16 protein-coding genes are annotated in these 16,024 nt (G+C 63.1%); 11 read left to right on the top strand and 5 right to left on the bottom strand.

Features of this window, described 5'->3' with window-relative positions:
• The 6 genes from L1069_RS06485 to L1069_RS06460 form a co-directional block, all read left to right on the top strand.
• Positions 1-279, top strand: a 279-nt coding sequence (locus L1069_RS06485) for a DUF4145 domain-containing protein (protein WP_237455106.1), incomplete at its 5' end; no start/stop codon positions are given.
• 896 nt (positions 280-1,175) lie between these two features.
• Positions 1,176-1,940, top strand: a complete 765-nt coding sequence (locus L1069_RS06480; RefSeq protein ID WP_237455105.1) for a hypothetical protein — start codon at positions 1,176-1,178, stop codon at positions 1,938-1,940.
• A gap of 29 nt (positions 1,941-1,969) precedes the next feature.
• On the top strand, positions 1,970-2,626 hold the full coding sequence (locus tag L1069_RS06475) for a DNA-3-methyladenine glycosylase I (protein ID WP_237455104.1): 657 nt from the start codon (positions 1,970-1,972) through the stop codon (positions 2,624-2,626).
• 18 nt (positions 2,627-2,644) lie between these two features.
• A complete protein-coding gene (locus L1069_RS06470) occupies positions 2,645-3,325 on the top strand; it encodes a hypothetical protein (protein ID WP_134830150.1) in 681 nt (226 codons plus the stop codon).
• Positions 3,326-3,473: 148 nt separating this feature from the next.
• Positions 3,474-3,908, top strand: a complete 435-nt coding sequence (locus L1069_RS06465; RefSeq protein WP_129370444.1) for a DMT family transporter — start codon at positions 3,474-3,476, stop codon at positions 3,906-3,908.
• 77 nt (positions 3,909-3,985) lie between these two features.
• The gene (locus tag L1069_RS06460) at positions 3,986-4,378 is read left to right on the top strand and encodes a hypothetical protein (protein ID WP_237455103.1); all 393 of its coding nucleotides are present in this window, start codon (positions 3,986-3,988) and stop codon (positions 4,376-4,378) included.
• Positions 4,379-4,476: 98 nt separating this feature from the next.
• Here L1069_RS06460 and L1069_RS06455 read toward each other — a convergent pair whose 3' ends face one another.
• The 3 genes from L1069_RS06455 to L1069_RS06445 form a co-directional block, all read right to left on the bottom strand.
• Positions 4,477-4,806, bottom strand: coding sequence for a polymer-forming cytoskeletal protein (locus L1069_RS06455; RefSeq protein WP_237455102.1), 330 nt, complete (start codon positions 4,804-4,806; stop codon positions 4,477-4,479).
• A gap of 197 nt (positions 4,807-5,003) precedes the next feature.
• Positions 5,004-5,687 carry an ABC transporter ATP-binding protein gene (locus L1069_RS06450; protein ID WP_237455101.1) on the bottom strand — a complete coding sequence of 228 codons (684 nt, stop codon included), beginning with the start codon at positions 5,685-5,687 and terminating at the stop codon, positions 5,004-5,006.
• Positions 5,680-6,966 carry a lipoprotein-releasing ABC transporter permease subunit gene (locus L1069_RS06445; RefSeq protein ID WP_129370440.1) on the bottom strand — a complete coding sequence of 429 codons (1,287 nt, stop codon included), beginning with the start codon at positions 6,964-6,966 and terminating at the stop codon, positions 5,680-5,682. The genes L1069_RS06450 and L1069_RS06445 overlap by 8 nt, the downstream gene beginning before the upstream one ends.
• Before the next feature lie 298 nt (positions 6,967-7,264).
• Between L1069_RS06445 and L1069_RS06440 the strand changes: the two genes are divergently transcribed.
• A complete protein-coding gene (locus L1069_RS06440; RefSeq protein ID WP_134830154.1) occupies positions 7,265-7,753 on the top strand; it encodes an HPP family protein in 489 nt (162 codons plus the stop codon).
• Between the two features lie 318 nt (positions 7,754-8,071).
• On the opposite strand, the gene proS is transcribed toward L1069_RS06440, so the two are convergent.
• Positions 8,072-9,427: a proline--tRNA ligase gene (gene proS / locus L1069_RS06435; protein ID WP_237455100.1), complete on the bottom strand. Its 1,356-nt coding sequence runs from the start codon at positions 9,425-9,427 to the stop codon at positions 8,072-8,074.
• Between the two features lie 316 nt (positions 9,428-9,743).
• Positions 9,744-11,345 carry a BCCT family transporter gene (locus tag L1069_RS06430; RefSeq protein ID WP_237455099.1) on the bottom strand — a complete coding sequence of 534 codons (1,602 nt, stop codon included), beginning with the start codon at positions 11,343-11,345 and terminating at the stop codon, positions 9,744-9,746.
• 241 nt (positions 11,346-11,586) lie between these two features.
• On the opposite strand from L1069_RS06430, the gene L1069_RS06425 reads away from it, so the two are divergent.
• From L1069_RS06425 to L1069_RS06410, 4 genes are all read left to right on the top strand, one after another.
• Complete coding sequence (locus L1069_RS06425) at positions 11,587-12,951, top strand: FAD-dependent oxidoreductase (RefSeq protein WP_237455098.1); 1,365 nt, start codon at positions 11,587-11,589, stop codon at positions 12,949-12,951.
• Complete coding sequence (locus L1069_RS06420) at positions 12,948-13,937, top strand: 2-oxoglutarate and iron-dependent oxygenase domain-containing protein (RefSeq protein WP_237455097.1); 990 nt, start codon at positions 12,948-12,950, stop codon at positions 13,935-13,937. The genes L1069_RS06425 and L1069_RS06420 overlap by 4 nt, the downstream gene beginning before the upstream one ends.
• A 256-nt stretch (positions 13,938-14,193) precedes the next feature.
• Positions 14,194-15,267 carry an AI-2E family transporter gene (locus tag L1069_RS06415; protein WP_129370433.1) on the top strand — a complete coding sequence of 358 codons (1,074 nt, stop codon included), beginning with the start codon at positions 14,194-14,196 and terminating at the stop codon, positions 15,265-15,267.
• A 5-nt stretch (positions 15,268-15,272) separates the two neighbouring features.
• Positions 15,273-15,980: a DnaA/Hda family protein gene (locus L1069_RS06410; RefSeq protein WP_129370432.1), complete on the top strand. Its 708-nt coding sequence runs from the start codon at positions 15,273-15,275 to the stop codon at positions 15,978-15,980.
• The last annotated feature ends 44 nt before the right edge of the window (positions 15,981-16,024 follow it).

The raw sequence follows: 16,024 nt of genomic DNA, 5'->3' as shown, positions 1-16,024 counted from the left end.
GCTCACGAAGAGGACAAGCAGAAGAATCTTTTCAGTTTAATCGAAGAAGTTCTTGCGTCCGAGGAAGCAACTTCCCCTCTGAAGGATCTTTCTCACGCCATCAGAAAGGGTGGAAATCTTGGCGCCCACTTCGATGAATTGATCGAACCGAACAAGGAGACGGCTCGGCTTGTCCTAGAATTGCTTGAATACTTAGTTGCCTACTTTTTCAGCCTACCTTCCAAAATAGAAGACATGTCCAAGCAAATCAGCGGAAGTTTGGAAACTGCCCAAACCTAAACCTGAAAGTCACTGCAGCTTTCGGATCCTTATTTTGCAGAGGCGCGTTTCTTTCCAGCCGCCCGCACCACAAGGCCCGCGCCTGACCTTGGGAGGGCGCGAATGCGCCTTCCCGGGGGGAAGGTCAGGCGCGGGCCGTGCCGCTGCGCGCCACGTCCCAGGTGAAATCCCGCCGGCGCCGCTCTTTGACTTGCACGGTTGGGTGCGAAGGGCTCCGCCCGTCCGAACCTCAAACGCTCCCCCGGAGCGTTTGCCGCTGCGCGGTCCGGTTCGAACTCCCGGATGCAAGGTCAGGCGCGGGCCGTGCGGCTGACGCCCCACGTCCCAAAGGAGCAAACCGCCCCTCATTTCACCTTCCCCAAATACTCCCGCCCTCTGCCCGGCAGGCGGCTTTGCCGCCGAGAGGGGAGGCATCCAACATCTGCGGCAAGCGCTCCGCTCAAGGGCGTTGCACCAAACCCCAATCCACCGCACGCCCCGCTTCCCCTGCCTTAACCCCGCCATGCCATACTCCAATCCGTCGCGACAAACCGGTGCGGACTGACACCCCGCTACCGACCAGGAGATACGGGAACCCCCAAGACCCTCCTCTTCATTGGGTGCAGGGGTTCTCCGCAGACCGAGAGCTTTCGAGCGGACATGGGGATTTGCGATCCCTTGCCGGCCCTCCGCCATCCTGGCGGCGCCGTCACCTCTTACCCGGCCAATCCATCCGGCCACAGCACGTAACGGCCAAACGCCCCCCGGAACAGCAAACCACCCGGACAGAGGCACCCCTCGCGTCCGGCCAAACCCATGCGCGCCGCCCGCCGCATGACACATCCGTGATGCCTGTTGCCTGAAACCCCCTTCCCTTCCTATGGTCAGGCAAGCCAATCACAGCAAAGAGACCGGGCATGAATTTCATCGCAAACAACCAGCTGCCCCTGCTTTTGCTGTTCTTCCTTGCGGGCCTCATCGGCACCATCTTCCTGTTCCGCAAACCGGCCGGCCACCGCGCCTGGAAACTGGCCGATCTCGTGTGGGTGGTGCTGGGCGGCTTCGGCGCGCTGGTGGCGGTGATCTCCGGTATCTACGCCGCCGACAGCTCAAAACTCGAACGCCAGATCGACATCGCCTATGCCGCCACGGCGGCCTTTGACCGCGACGCCGCCCGCTTCCGCCTTCGGTTCTGCGACCCCGCCTATGACGCCGACATCGCGGTCTTGTGCGAAAAGGTCGAATTCCTCTCCGCTTCCACCGCAGGCAACGCCGAACTGCCTCTGTTTATCGCGGTAACGGATGAGGTGGCGCCGCTGCAGGGCCTCAACTTCCTGTTCGGCACCGGCGGGGACGACATGGAAGAGATGAAACACATGGAAGCCAAGGCCAGCGCATTCAACCCGGAAGCGTTTCTGGTCTTCACCTCGCTCGACGCCCCTGCCCAGGCTGCTGTCAGCAATATGCGCCGCAAGGTCCCCGCCATTGCCGGCGACTACCTGATCATCGCGCGGGCCTATGACGACCTGATCACCCATGTGTCCAAGCTCAAGGACGAATGGGAATACCTGCAGGCCAATGCCCATATCCTGGTGCTGCAGATCATCGCGCTGTGCCTTGTCAGCTTCGCCGCCCCCTTCCGCCTCGGCAAATCCATTGTCGAGCTGCGCCGCCCCCGCTAACCTCACCGGAACGCCACACCGGAGCCGCCATGCGATCCTTTGACGACATCCGCGCCATCTCCGCAGACCGCCACGGCGGGCCGGAGGCGCTGGAGGAAAAGCTCGCCAAACCCGACCCCAAGGTCGCGGATCTGCCCGAGGACCGCTGGCTTGCCACCATGACCAAATGCATCTTCCAGGCGGGCTTCAACTGGAAAGTGATCGAGGCCAAATGGGACGGGTTCGAGGAGGTCTTTCACGGGTTTGAGCCCGGCCCTTGCGCCTTTATGGCTGAAGAGGAATTCGACCGGATCCTGCAAGACACACGGATTGTCAGAAACGGCGCCAAACTGGCCACCGTGCGCGAAAACGCCGCCCTGCTGATGGAGCTGCGCGCGGAGGGCGGCGCGGGCCAGGTGCTGGGCGGCTGGCCCTCCACCGACTACATCGGGCTATTGGACATGCTCAAAAAGCGCGGCAGCCGGCTGGGCGGCAACACCGGCCAATACGCCATGCGCTTTGCCGGGCGCGACAGCTTCATCCTGTCCCGGGACGTCACCGCCCGGCTGATCGCTGAAGGCGTGATCGACAAGCCCGCAACCTCCAAAACCGCGCTGAAATCCGTGCAGGCTGCCTTCAACACCTGGATGGAGCAATCGGACCGCTCGCTCACCGAAATCAGCCGCGTTCTGGCGATGAGCTGCTGACCGGATGGCAATGCACACATGATCCGCGCCCTGCTTCTTGCCCTGCTCGCTCTCTCCGCCTGCGGCCGCCCGCTGACAGAGACCGAGCGCGCTTATCTGGCCGGGCTGCACGGGTCCAGCCTGAACGCCGGCAAGGTGCGGATCGTGCGCGGCGCCCCTGTGGGGGCGGTCACCTTCCGCCGGATGCCGCGCCCGCGTGTCACCTGCCGCGAACGTATCCTGCCGCCGGTCACGGACGAGGTCGTTACCTCTTCCCCCGCTGCGGTGGCCCTGTTCAACCGGATCTTCTTTGCCAAAGTCTGGTACACGGAAAACTACCTTCCCGACTATCCGGACAAGCTGCACCTTGTCGAGGCGATGCTGCTCGCACATGAAGTCACCCACGTCTGGCAGTGGCAGAACCGCAAGCAAACCGGCTATTCGCCGCTGCGGGCTGCGGCAGAACACGGCCAGAACCGCGACCCCTATCTGTTCGATCTCGAGGGCGAACCGGATTTCCTCACCTATGGCTTTGAGCAGCAGGGCGCCATCATTGAGGAATACGTCTGCTGCCGCGCCCTGGCCCCGCAGGCGGCACGCACCCGCCGGCTGCACGGGATGCTGAAAGCAGCGATGCCGGTCAGCGCCCTGCCGCAAAATCGCGAAAGCGATGTCTACCTGCCCTGGAAGGACGCCGAACTGCGCGGCATCTGCGACTGAGCCCGTCGTTTTCTTGCACTTTTGACGGCCCTGGAAAATCAAATTTGCTCAATTTTTCCAAGGCGGGAACCCGCGCCGCAACGTAGCACTTGTTTTGCCGTGTGAATTCCGGTCACAACTCTCGCAAGCAATCTTCAGGAGCCGCCCGATGACACAATACGCCCTCATCATGCTGGCCGCGGGCCTTGGCATCCCGGTGCTGGCCGCCCTGAATGCAGCCCTGGGCAAGCTGATCGGCTCCCCCGCCTCAGCCGCTGTGGTGCTGTTCCTGATCGCACTGATTGCCACGATCCTCTATTGCCTGATTGTTGGCCCGCAAGCGCTGGCGAAAATCCCAGCCGCGCCCAAACACCTGCTGCTGGCAGGCGTTCTGGTGGCCTTCTATGTGCTGTCCATCACCCATGTCGCGCCGCATTTCGGGGTTGGCAACGCGGTGTTCTTCGTGCTGATCGGCCAGTTGATTTCAGCTGCAGCCATCGACCACTACGGGCTGTTCGGCGCCCAGATCAGCCCGCTGACCCTGACCCGCACAGCCGGAATTTCGGTAATGGCGCTGGGGGTCTGGATCACCCAGATGGCGTGAAATGCTTGGATAGCTGCCCGCAGAAGCCGTAGAATTCAGATCATGTGATCACATTAACAAGTGAAAGAAGGTGACCAATGGATCTGCCACCCTGGATAGATGAACCGGAAAACTCTCACCCGGGCCGCTTTCTGGCAATTGCAGATTGCATCTACCGGCTGCACTACAAAAAGGTGATGCACCTCACCAATGGGCCAATGCTCATCTTCGACAACTTATGCGTCGGACCTCTCCAACTTGCAGCAGAAGTTCTCCACCAATCCGGATTTACGGAGTATCAGGATGCGATCCAGCGGATGAGTGTGTTCACTTGCAGTCCAAGTGAGTTCAAGTCTCTTGCCAACTCAGCGCAGGCACAAAAAGTCAGTGTGGAACGCGTCAAGACAGCAGTCCTGCGCCTGGCGGACGAAGGATTCGGAGCAACGGAAGAGATCGCCTATCTCGCTGAAAAACTGCGGCATAACCTATGATCCGACAAACACTCCGCCGCGTCCCGGCGGGCTGAACGCAGGCAGTGCTTCACCGGGGCCAAAGCCCGCGAAATCAGGCCAAGCACTGCCCGCCTGCATTATCCTTTGCTGGATCCTTTACCGGTGATCTTGATGTTGCCTTCCACCTGCGCACCGCTTTCGGTGGCCATGCTTTGGGCAGACACATCCGCCTTCACCTGCGAACTGGAGGCTAGCCGCAAATCCTCGCATTGGATTCTGCCGCTGTAGGTGCCCTCAACGGTCACCGATTGCGCGCTCAGCGCGCCGTCAACCGTGCCGCCCTGATGCACCGTCACCGCCTGCGCCGAAAGGTCGCCAACCACCCGGCCGCGGACCTCGACGCTGCCTTTGCTGGAGGTGATATTGCCCTCAACAGTCACATCTTTTTCGATAACGGAATTCACCACGTCTCAGCCCTTTCTGCGCATTCCCGGCCAGCCTAACCTGCCAGCTCCGGTTTGAACACCTGATAGCAAACCCCGGCACCCGGCCATAGCCCGCTCCCGGCACCGCCGGCAAGGTTCCGCCTGCCGCTGCCTGCCCCGCTTTCACCTTTTCGAAAATACTCTCGCCGAAGGCATTGCGCCGCATAGGCGCAATATACTCACAGGGCCACCAGCAACCCGTCCTGCAGCTTCACCTGCCGGTCCATCCGCGCAGCCAGCTCCAGGTTGTGGGTGGCAATCAGCGCCGACAGACCGGTGCCGCGCACCAGTTCCATCAGCGCTGCAAACACCTGATCCGCAGTGCCGGGATCCAGATTGCCGGTCGGCTCATCCGCCAGCAGCACCCGCGGCGCATTGGCCAGCGCGCGGCAAAAGGCCACCCGCTGCTGCTCACCGCCCGACAGCGCCGCGGGGCGGTGACCGGCGCGGCCCGCCAACCCGACTGTGGCCAAAAGATCCGCCGCCCGCGCGGCTGCGGCTTTTTGCGAGACCCCGTTGGCCAGCTGCGGCAGCACGATGTTCTCCAGCGCCGTGAACTCCGGCAGCAGGTGGTGGCACTGATAGACAAACCCCACCTCCTGACGGCGCACACGGGTGCGGCGGCGGTCGCCCTTGCGGCTCACGTCCTCACCGGCCACCCGCACCTCGCCCGCATCCGGCGTATCCAAAAGGCCGGCGATATGCAGCAGTGTTGATTTACCGGCACCGGAGGGCGCCACCAGCGCCACAATCTCCCCCGCCTGCAAGGTCAGATCAGCGCCGCGCAATACATCCACCTGGCCGGGCGTGCCCTGCAGATAGGATTTGCTGATCCCTGTCAGCTCCAGCGTCAGTTCACTCATAGCGCAGCGCCTCCACCGGGTTCAGCCGCGCCGCGCGGCGGGCCGGAAAGATAGTCACAAAGAACGACAGCCCAAGCGACAGGCCAACCGCCGACAGCACATCCGGCAGCCGCAGCTCGGCCGGCAGCGCATAGATGCCGCGGATCGACGGATCCCAGACGCCGCCGCCCATCAGATAATTCACGAAGGAGAAGATCGGATCGATATACAACGCAAAAAGGCACCCCAGCAGCACCCCGAACAGCGTGCCCAGCACCCCGGTAAAGGCGCCGCAGATGAAGAACACCCGCATCACCGACCCTTCGCTCAGCCCGATGGTGCGCAGGATGCCGATATCGCGGCCCTTGTTCTTGACCAGCATGATCAGCCCCGAGACGATGTTCATCGCTGCAATCAGCACCAGGATCGACAGGATGATGAACATCACATTGTCCTCGACCTCCAAGGCCCGCAGGAACCCGCCCGAGGCATCGCGCCAGGTCCACACGCCTGCGGTGCCGCCAGCTGCCCCCAGAATTGCAACCGCCATGGCATCAACGTCTTCCGGATCCTCTACCATGACCTCGATCTCATCCGCCGTGCCTTCGCGGTTGAAAAACCCCTGCGCTTCGGCAAACGGCAGATAAACACGGGTGCGGTCGATGTCCCAGCGCCCGGCAGTGAACACATAAACCACCTCATAGGCGTTCACCCGCGGGCTGGTGCCGAACGCGGTCTTGACCCCGTTGGGCGAGATCAGCTTGATCTTGTCCCCGACCGAGACCCCCAGTTCGCGTGCCACACCCGACCCGATGGCAATGCCGTCGTCAAAGCGCGCCAGATCACCCAGCGCCTCCGCGCTTTGGGCGACACCGGGGATGCCTTGAATATCAGCGGCTGAGATGCCGAACACCTCAACCCCTGCATTGCGCTGGCGCCGGTTCGCCATCACCTGGCCTTTGACCAGCGGGGCCGCGCGGGTCACGCCGGGAACGGCGGCCACTGTTTCAGCCAGCGCCTGATAGTCTTTCAGCGAGCGGTCCAGTACCCCGGATTCCGTCACCTCGCCGTAAGAATAAAGCGTCACATGCGCGTTGGCGCCCAGGATGGTGCCGACAAATTCCGAGCGGAATCCCGAGCGCACCGCCAGCGTGGCAATCAGCGCAAACACCGCCAGAGTGATGCCGATGAGGCTGATCCAGGTCATCACGCTGACCCCGCCCTCGGCCTTGCGGGCGCGCAAGTACCGCCAGGCGATGATCCATTCAAAACGTGAAAACGGCGGAGGTGTCGTGGCCATGTGCTGTCCTGCCCGGAAATTTTGCTGCAACCTGTGCTGCCGCGAGCTTGGGGTCAAGATGTGGTTGCCGGCCCGGCCCTTTTTCCGCCGGCCGCGGCGGGGCCCGGCCGCAGCCGAAGCCGCAAATCTTTTGAGAAAAGACTCGCCAAGAGTTTCCCTCAAAACTCTTGGACACCGGTCACAGGCTCCTCTGCCGGACGTCACTGCAACGTGACTTGCCGCAAATGCCTATTGCCTTGCATCTGTGCCGCAAACAGTGTGTACCGCGCCGATTGCGTTTTTTTTACGGGTGAGAACGATGGACAGATACTTCAAGCGCGCGCTACCGCATCCGTCACCACGGGCTGTGATCACCGCCGGGCTGGGTGCCTTTCTGGCAATTGCGGCGTTGTCGCTGCTGACCACCCATGCCAATCTGTTACTGCTGATCGCGCCGTTTGGCGCCAGCTGCGTGCTGCTGTTCTCAGTTCCCGCAAGCCCGCTGTCGCAGCCTGCCAACGTGATTGGCGGCCACCTTCTGGCCACTGCTATCAGCCTCGGCCTTAATGCCGTGCTGCCGGAAGCCTGGTGGGCACTGGCGCTGGCGGTGGGTCTGTCGATTGCTGTGATGGCGGCTTTGCGCCTTACCCATCCGCCTGCCGGCGCCAATCCGCTGGTGGTCTTTGCCACCGATCCCGGCCTGTCCTTCCTGCTGTTCCCGGTGCTGACCGGTGCTGTGGCGCTGGTGGTGATTGCCGCAGTGTTCCACCGGCTGGCCGGCCACGAGTATCCGATAAAACACAGCTAAGCACTGCGGCTCTCAATCGTGCAATGCCCGGCTTACCGCGTACCGCGCCCGCCACTTAAGCATAGGTGTTTTCCAGCCCCTCTGCCGTTGGCAGCGGCACCGGCGCCCGTTCCGGCGCGGCAGGCCCGGCAGGCTTGGCGATGGTGCTGACAAAGTTGAAAACCCCGCAAAACTCCTGACCGTCAGAAAACGCCGCTTTGCGTCAGTCCTCATGTGTGGCCGCATCAAAGCCCTGCGCAATCCCATCTGCCTGACTGCCGAACGAAAAACCCCGCCAGCTTCCGCTGACGGGGCCTTTTATCTGATTGCCGGACTGGCTCAGAAGCCGCGGCCGGTCGGGTGCGCCTTGTAGACCTCGGCCACTTTTCTCACCGCCTCTTCCGGCGACAGCTCCTCGCTCTCGCCGGTGCGGCGCGAAGTCAACTCCACCACGCCGTTCTTCAGCCCGCGCGGGCCGACAGTGATGCGCCACGGCAGGCCGATCAGGTCCATAGTGGCGAACTTGCCGCCCGCGCGTTCCTTGCGGTCGTCATAAAGCGGGTCCAGCCCAGCCGCCGTCAGCGCCGCGTACAGCTGGTTGCAGGCCGCGTCTGCCTCGTCGTCGCCCTGCTTAAGGTTGACGATGCCGCAGTGGAACGGGGTCACGCCCTCGGGCCAGATGATGCCCTTGTCGTCGTGGCTGGCCTCGATGATCGCACCCAAGAGGCGCGAGACGCCAATGCCGTGCGAGCCCATGTGGACCGGCACGTTCTTGCCGTCCGGGCCTTGCACCGTTGCGCCCATCGCATCGGAATACTTGGTGCCGAAATAGAAGATCTGCCCAACCTCGATGCCGCGGGCCACCCGGCGGCGCTCCTCGGGGATCTGGTTGAACAGGGCTTCGTCGTGGGTCTCGTCGGTGCGGGCGTATTTGGAGGTGAACTCCTCCAGCACGCCCTTGCACTGTTCGACACTGTCATAATCGATCTCACGGTCGCCGAAGGTCAGATCGGTGACGGCGCTGTCATAGAACACCTCCGACTCGCCGGTTTCGGCCAGCACCAGAAATTCATGAGTGTCATCACCGCCGATCGGGCCGGAGTCGGCCCGCATCGGGATCGCCTGCAGGCCCATGCGTTCATAGGTGCGCAGGTAGCTGACAAGGTGGCGGTTGTAGGCGTGCAGCGCGTCTTCCTTGGTCAGGTCGAAATTGTAGCCGTCCTTCATGTAAAACTCGCGGCCCCGCATCACGCCGAAACGCGGGCGGATCTCGTCGCGGAACTTCCACTGGATCTGGTACATGGTCAGCGGCAGATCCTTGTAGCTGCTGACATGGGCGCGGAAAATGTCGGTGATCAGCTCTTCCGCCGTCGGGGTGAACAGCATGTCGCGGTCATGCCGGTCCTTCATGCGCAGCATTTCCTGGCCATAGGCCTCATAGCGGCCCGACTCGCGCCACAGGTCGGCGGACTGCATGGTCGGCATCTGCATCGGGATGTGGCCCGCGCGGATCTGCTCGTCATGGACGATACTTTCGATCTTTTTCAAGACCTTGAAGCCAAGCGGCAGCCAGGAATAGATCCCTGCGGCGGATTGCTTAATCATCCCGGCGCGCAGCATCAGCCGGTGGCTGACGATCTGGGCTTCCGAGGGGTTCTCTTTCAGAACCGGCAGAAAATAGCGGGACAGGCGCATCTTGGCTCCATCGGTGATGTGGGTTCGAGTTCCCGCCCGGTTTAGTGGCTGATGGGGGTGCGGGCAAGAGGAGGATCCAACTGCGGTGTCCAGGGTGGCACCAGTGCCAGGTTCGCCCCTTGGGACGTAAGGCGTCAGCCGCACGGCCCGCGCCTGACCTTCCCGTCATGCCGGGGGCATGCTTTCAGCATGACGAAGGCGCATTCGCGCCCTCCCAAGGTCAGGCCCGGGCCTTGTGGTGCGGCCAGTTTGCACCCGAGAAAAACTGCGGGCGCCGGAACACCCGCAGAAGTTTCACCTAGGCTTTGCCGTAACCTTACATCTTTGCCCGCTCGGCCCGCAGCGCCAGCCACAGGCAGTAGCACATGATCAGCACCACCAGTGTGAACGGGATGCCGGTCGAGACTGCAGCGCCCTGCAGCGCCGACAGTCCGCCGCCGAGCAAGAGCGCAATCGCGACCAGCCCCTCCAGCGTGCACCAGAACACCCGCTGGATCACCGGCGCGTCCATCTTGCCGCCTGCGGTGATGGTGTCGATCACCAGCGAACCGGAGTCGGAGGAGGTCACAAAGAAAATCACGATCAGCACCAGCGAGACGGGTGCGACAATCGAGTAAAGCGGCAGTTCCTTGAGGAAGCCGAACAGCGCGCCCTCAGGCTTGTAGCTGTCGATCACGGTTGCCTTGACGCCCTCGGCTCCGCCGGCGTTCAGCATGTCGATGGCGCCACCGCCAAAGGTCGACATCCACAGCGCGCAAACTGCAGTGGGGGCGATCAGCGCGCACAGCACGAACTCGCGCACCGTACGGCCCTTGGAGATGCGGGCGATGAACATGCCGACAAAGGGCGACCAGGCGATCCACCAGGCCCAGTAGAAGGTGGTCCAGCCGTGGAAGTAACTGGTGTCCTCGCGCCCGAACGGGTTTGAAAGCGCCGGAAGCAGCTGAACATAGTCCACCATCACGCTGAAGTAACGTGAAATTGCGGTGCCGATGCCGGTGACCAGGATCACAAAGATGAACAGTCCCACTGCCATCACCATGTTGATCTCCGACAGGCGTTTGACGCCGGCATCCATACCCATCAGCACCGAGCCCAGCGCAATCGCGGTGATGCCGACGATCAGCAGGACGACAACCGTCGGGGATGGCTCGATGCCAAAGACCTCGTACAAGCCGGCCGCCACCTGCTGCGCGCCAAGGCCCAGCGAGGTGGTCAGCCCGAACAGGGTGGCAAAGACCGCCAGCGTGTCGATCGCATGGCCCCACCAGCCCCAGACACGTTCGCCCAGGATCGGATAAAACGCTGAGCGCAGGGTCAGCGGCAGGCCAAGATTGTAGCAGAAGATCGCCAGCGACAGGCCGACTGCGGCGTAGACCGCCCAGCCCTCCAGCCCCCAATGGTGGATGGTGCCGACAATGCCGATGTATTCATTGCCCGGCTGGGTGATGTCGATGTTCAACGGCCGCGCCGCCCCGCCTTCGGAGAAGTTGTAATAAACCGGCTCAAGCACGCCGAAAAACAACAGGCCGATGCCGATGCCTGCCGCGAACATCATCGCGATCCAGCCGGCATAGGAGTAGTCAGGCGTGGCGTCCTGGCCGCCGATCCGGACCGCGCCGACCGGCAGCACGATCAGCGCCAGGCAGAACAGGGTGATGGCATCCACCGACAGCACCAGGAACCAGTCAAAGGTGCTGGTGAGCCAGGGCCGGAGCCAGCCGAAGAACGCCGCCGCGGCCTCCTGATTGGCCAGCGCAATCAGCACAAAAGCCGCAATCAGAACGCTGGAGATCAGAAAGACCGGATTATGGATATCCAGGCCGAACGGCCGGATGTTGTCCTGTCCCAGCTCATGGTCCGTCTCGAAGTCCCAGACCCTTGGATCGGGATCGAGCATTTTCTTTGTCTCTGGCATGACGCCTCCCCTTATACTCGTTAACTATCCCGCAAGTGTCGCATTAATTGCCGGAATTACCTAATCCCGCGTCCAAGCCTGCCGTTGCAGCAGACACTAGATCGCGCGGAGGGGCCGGTTCCACCGCCCGCGCCGATGTCGTTTTTGCGGCATCATGGCGCAAAAGAACTTGAACCACTGTACAAGATTCGAAACTGTTACCGGAAACACCGCTCTCAGCAGCGACAAGGGAGAGACAGACGTGGCCAAAACAATCCTTGAGCCGGCGCGCGAAATACCAGTCATTCATGAAACCGAAGTGCTGGTGGTCGGCTCCGGTCCCGGCGGGCTTGCGGCCGCCTTGGCGGCGGCGCGGACGGGAGTACAGGTGGCCCTTTTAGACCGGTTCGGCTGTTTCGGAGGCAATATCACCACCGTCGGGGTCGAAGGGTTCGCCTGGTACCGTCACGAACAGACGGTGGAGGCCCACGGCATCGGCTGGGAGTTCGAGGAGCGCGCCAAGGCCATGGGCGCGGCAGTACCGGAAAGCCAGTCACTGTCATATGAGCTGGACAGCGAGGGCTTCAAGCTGGTGGCGGACAAGCTGGTCGAGGAAGCCGGCATCCGCCCGATGCTGCACCGGGTGTTTGTGGCGCCGATCCGCGAGGGCAGCCGGATTACCGGTGTGATTGTCGAAAGCAAGGCAGGCCGCGAGGCCATTCTGGCGAAACGGGTGATTGACGCGACGGGGGATGCTGACATTGCCCATATGATGGGCGCGCCCTGCGTGAAAACCCCGGTCGAGGAAATGCAGGCGGCCAGCGTGATGTTCCACATTGCCGGCGTCGACAAGCAGAAGTTCATGGAAGGGGTCAAGGCCGATCCGCAGACCTATGCCAACTGGTCCACCGGCGAATGGCAGGTAGAGACCTCGGGCAAGGAGGACGACATGTTCTCGCCCTTCCTGGCCAAGCCTTTCGGCCAGGCGATCCGCGACGGGGTGATCCCGGCGCATCTTAATACCATCGGCGGCACCTGGGGCGCGGTGCATGACAGCGGCGAGATGACCTATATGAACCTGGTCCATCTGGCGGGCATCGACGGAACCGATCCCGACAGCATGACCAAAGGCGAGATCGAGGGCCGCAAACAGGCGATGCACGCGATTGACGCGCTGCGCGCCTACACGCCGGGCTGCGAGGGCGCGCGGCTGCGCAACTTCGGCATGACCATCGGCATCCGTGACACCCGCAAAATCGACGCCCATCATAACATAACCGAGGATGAGACCCGCAATCAGGGCCGCTTTGACGACACCATCGGTATCTACCCGGAGTTCATCGACGGCTACGGGGTGCTGATCCTGCCCACCACCGGGCGTTACATGCAGATCCCCTACCGGTCGATGCTGCCCAAGGGGGTTCAGGGCCTGCTGGTGACAGGCCGCGCCATCGGCGGCGACAGAATCGCCCATGCCGCCACCCGCAATATGGCCTGCTGCGCCGTGGCCGGTCAGGGCGCGGGCATTGCCGCAGCGCTGTCAGTCAAATCGGGCTGCGAGTTCGATGTGGTGGACATCACCGCCGTTCAGGCCGAGCTGAAACGCCAGGGGGTGCGGATCCATTGACCCAGACCATCCCGACCATCGACATCACACCGCTGCGGGAGGACGGGCATCCGCAGCGGCAGGAGACCGTCAACGCCATTCTGGCGGCGGCGCAGGACATCGGGTTTCTGTCTATCACCGGCACAGGTGTTGCACAGGGTTCGGTAGAGGCGGCGCGGGAAGCGGTGCGGGCTATCTTCAGCGTTCCGGAAGAATCGAAATGGGATCAGGCGAATACGCGGGAGAATTACCGCGGCTACATCCCTATGGGTTTTTTCACGCCCAATAACGGCTCAGGTACTGCGGACAAATACGAGGGCTACAAGCTGCATTACGAGGTTGCTGCGGATGATCCCATCCGCAGCGAATGCCCTCTTTACGGTCCCAACCGCTGGCCCGCTGAAGTGCCGGAAGCGCGCGAGGTGATCCTGGGCTACTGGGCGGAACTCGACAGCGTGTTCCACCTGCTGCTGGGCGCTTTGGCCGAGGGTCTGGGGCTGAACCCGGCGCAGTTTCAGGAGCTGTTTGAATCGCCGCTCACCAATATGTCGCTGCTGCATTATCCGCCGCAGGCGCCGGAGGACGCGGGCTTTGGCATCCACCCCCACAAGGACACCGATGCGCTGACCATCATCGCGCCCGATCCGGTGGGCGGGCTGGAGGTGCAGACCCGGACCAAAGACGGGACTGACGGCTGGATCACCCCGGACTGCCCGCCCGGCGGCTTTGTCGTCAATATTGGCGACATGCTGGAGCTGTGGTCCGGCGGGCGGCTGATCTCCACCCCGCACCGGGTGGTGAACAAGACCGGCAAGGAGCGCTACTCCTTCCCCTATTTCGCGGTGCCGCGCCATGATGTGGTGGTGCAGCCGCTGCTGCCGCCGGTCGCGGGGTTTGACCGCCCGTCCGTGCATTGCGGCCACTGGTCGGCCGAGATCTGGCGCACCAACTGGCCGGATGAAGACGCGGGCGCCGATACGCCGGAACTGGGCACGCTTCACAGCTAAGGGAACGCCCCGCCCCGCAAGGGGCGGAGCGCCCGCCCACACTGTGAGGGCGGGCGCTGCCCTGCCTGCCGGCCGGGCGGAAGGCCGTTCCCGAGTTGCCCCCCCGGTTGCCCCCCGGTTTCCCCCGGTCTTTTCCGTCTTATCCCCGGCTTGCCCACAGGGGATTTGCGCGCGGCCCTTGCAAGCCCCTGCCCCATCAGGGAAGACTGGCCGCCAAGATCCTGAACCAAACGGATAAAGGGCGGGCTGTCTGACCATGGCGCTACCAGCACAGAAACAATTCAAATACTGGGGCATCGCCGCAGTGGTATTCGCCGTGGTGATGTGGGCGCTGGGCGGTGTGCTGATGCCCTTTATCCTGGGCGCGGCCATTGCCTATATGATCGACCCGATTGCCGACCGGCTGGAGGCCTGGGGGATGAGCCGCACGGCTGCCACCGCCACCATCACCGCCGGCGCGCTGCTGGTGTTCCTGCTGCTGCTGGTGGTGGTTGTGCCGACGCTGGTGTCGCAGATGATCGACCTGGCACAGGTGCTGCCGCAACTGCTGCGGGATCTGCGCAGCTTCGCCTCTGAACATTTCCCCTCAGTCTTTGAGGAAGACAGCCGCATCCACCAGGCCCTCACCGCCTTTTTGCAGACGCTGCAATCGCGCGCGGTTGAGGTGCTGCAGTCGGTTGCGGGATCGGCGGTTTCGCTGCTGAACGTGGTGATTCTGCTGGTCATCGTGCCGGTGGTTGCGGTCTATCTGCTGCTCGATTGGGATCGTATGGTCGCCCGCATCGACGAACTGCTGCCGCGCGATCATCAGCCGGCGATCCGCCGCATTGCCGGCGAGATCGACGCGGTGCTGGCATCGTTCATCCGCGGCATGGGCACGGTCTGCCTGATCCTGGGCACCTATTACGCCGTGGCGCTGATGCTGGTGGGGCTGAACTTCGGCCTGGCGGTCGGCTTTATCGCCGGGCTGGTTACCTTTATCCCCTACCTCGGCGCCCTGATCGGCGGCGCGCTGGCAATCGGCCTGGCGCTGTTCCAGTTCTGGGGCGATTGGGTGTCGATCGGGCTGGTGGGCATTATCTTTGCCATCGGCCAGGTGGCCGAAGGCAACTTCCTGACCCCGAAACTGGTGGGCAGCTCGGTCGGCTTGCACCCGGTGTGGCTCTTGCTGGCGCTGTCGGTCTTTGGTGCGCTGTTTGGCTTTGTCGGCATGCTGGTTGCTGTCCCTGTGGCCGCAGCCCTGGGCGTGGTGGCCCGCTTCCTGACTGAACAATATCTGCACAGCCGCCTCTATCAGGGGCAAAGCCACCAGGACGCAGGGGCGGAATAACACAGATGGCACAACAGCTGAGCTTTGACCTCCCGGCGAAACCTGCGCTGGGGCGGGATGATTTCTTTGTGGCACCCTCCAATGCAATGGCGGTGGCGCTGCTGGACCCGCAGTTTGCCTGGCCCAGCGGCAAGCTGGTGCTGACCGGGCCTGCGGGTGCGGGCAAAACCCATCTGGTGCATGTCTGGGCCAGCCAGACCGGCGCGCGGATCCTGCCTGCGGCAGAGCTGACAGCCGGAGCCGTGCCGGAGCTGGCGCAAGGCCCCGTCGCGGTTGAGGACGTGCCGCAGACCGCCGGCAGCGCAGAACAGCAGAACGCTCTGTTTCATTTGCACAATATGGTGCTGGCAAACGGGTATCCGCTGGTGATGACGGGCCGCGGCGCGCCGAATCTGTGGGGGCTGACCCTGCCCGATCTGCAAAGCCGGGTGCAGGCCGCCACCCATGCCGAACTGCAGCCGCCGGACGACCAGCTGCTGGCGGTGGTGCTGGCCAAGCTGTTCAACGACCGCCAGATCACCCCGAAGGCGGATGTGATTCCCTATCTGGTGGCGCATATGGACCGCTCCTTTGCCGCAGCCGCCCGGATTGTCGGACGGCTGGACCACCTGTCGCTGGCGGAAAAACGCAGCCTGTCACGGCCCCTGGCAGTGCGGGCGCTGTCCGAGATCCGCCACGAGGCCGCGGAAAATGACGCATCCGCAAGCGGTTGACCGCTGCCCTCCCTTCGACCATCCTGACCGCGGATTGCCAGACG

Source organism: Leisingera sp. MMG026, assembly GCF_021654205.1.
In the GTDB taxonomy this organism is placed as follows: Bacteria; Pseudomonadota; Alphaproteobacteria; order Rhodobacterales; family Rhodobacteraceae; genus Leisingera.
The sequence above is the reverse complement of the archived record's forward strand: the minus strand, read 5'-3'. Positions and strand labels throughout refer to the sequence as shown.

Bases quoted from the DNA above. Each gene is read 5' to 3' on its own strand.
- L1069_RS06480 (WP_237455105.1), top strand. From the start codon at position 1,176: ATGAATTTCATCGCAAACAACCAGCTGCCCCTGCTTTTGCTGTTCTTC.
- L1069_RS06475 (WP_237455104.1), top strand. From the start codon at position 1,970: ATGCGATCCTTTGACGACATCCGCGCCATCTCCGCAGACCGCCACGGC.
- L1069_RS06470 (WP_134830150.1), top strand. From the start codon at position 2,645: ATGATCCGCGCCCTGCTTCTTGCCCTGCTCGCTCTCTCCGCCTGCGGC.
- L1069_RS06465 (WP_129370444.1), top strand. From the start codon at position 3,474: ATGACACAATACGCCCTCATCATGCTGGCCGCGGGCCTTGGCATCCCG.
- L1069_RS06460 (WP_237455103.1), top strand. From the start codon at position 3,986: ATGGATCTGCCACCCTGGATAGATGAACCGGAAAACTCTCACCCGGGC.
- L1069_RS06450 (WP_237455101.1), bottom strand. From the start codon at position 5,687: ATGAGTGAACTGACGCTGGAGCTGACAGGGATCAGCAAATCCTATCTG.
- L1069_RS06445 (WP_129370440.1), bottom strand. From the start codon at position 6,966: ATGGCCACGACACCTCCGCCGTTTTCACGTTTTGAATGGATCATCGCC.
- L1069_RS06440 (WP_134830154.1), top strand. From the start codon at position 7,265: ATGGACAGATACTTCAAGCGCGCGCTACCGCATCCGTCACCACGGGCT.
- proS (WP_237455100.1), bottom strand. From the start codon at position 9,427: ATGCGCCTGTCCCGCTATTTTCTGCCGGTTCTGAAAGAGAACCCCTCG.
- L1069_RS06430 (WP_237455099.1), bottom strand. From the start codon at position 11,345: ATGCCAGAGACAAAGAAAATGCTCGATCCCGATCCAAGGGTCTGGGAC.
- L1069_RS06415 (WP_129370433.1), top strand. From the start codon at position 14,194: ATGGCGCTACCAGCACAGAAACAATTCAAATACTGGGGCATCGCCGCA.
- L1069_RS06410 (WP_129370432.1), top strand. From the start codon at position 15,273: ATGGCACAACAGCTGAGCTTTGACCTCCCGGCGAAACCTGCGCTGGGG.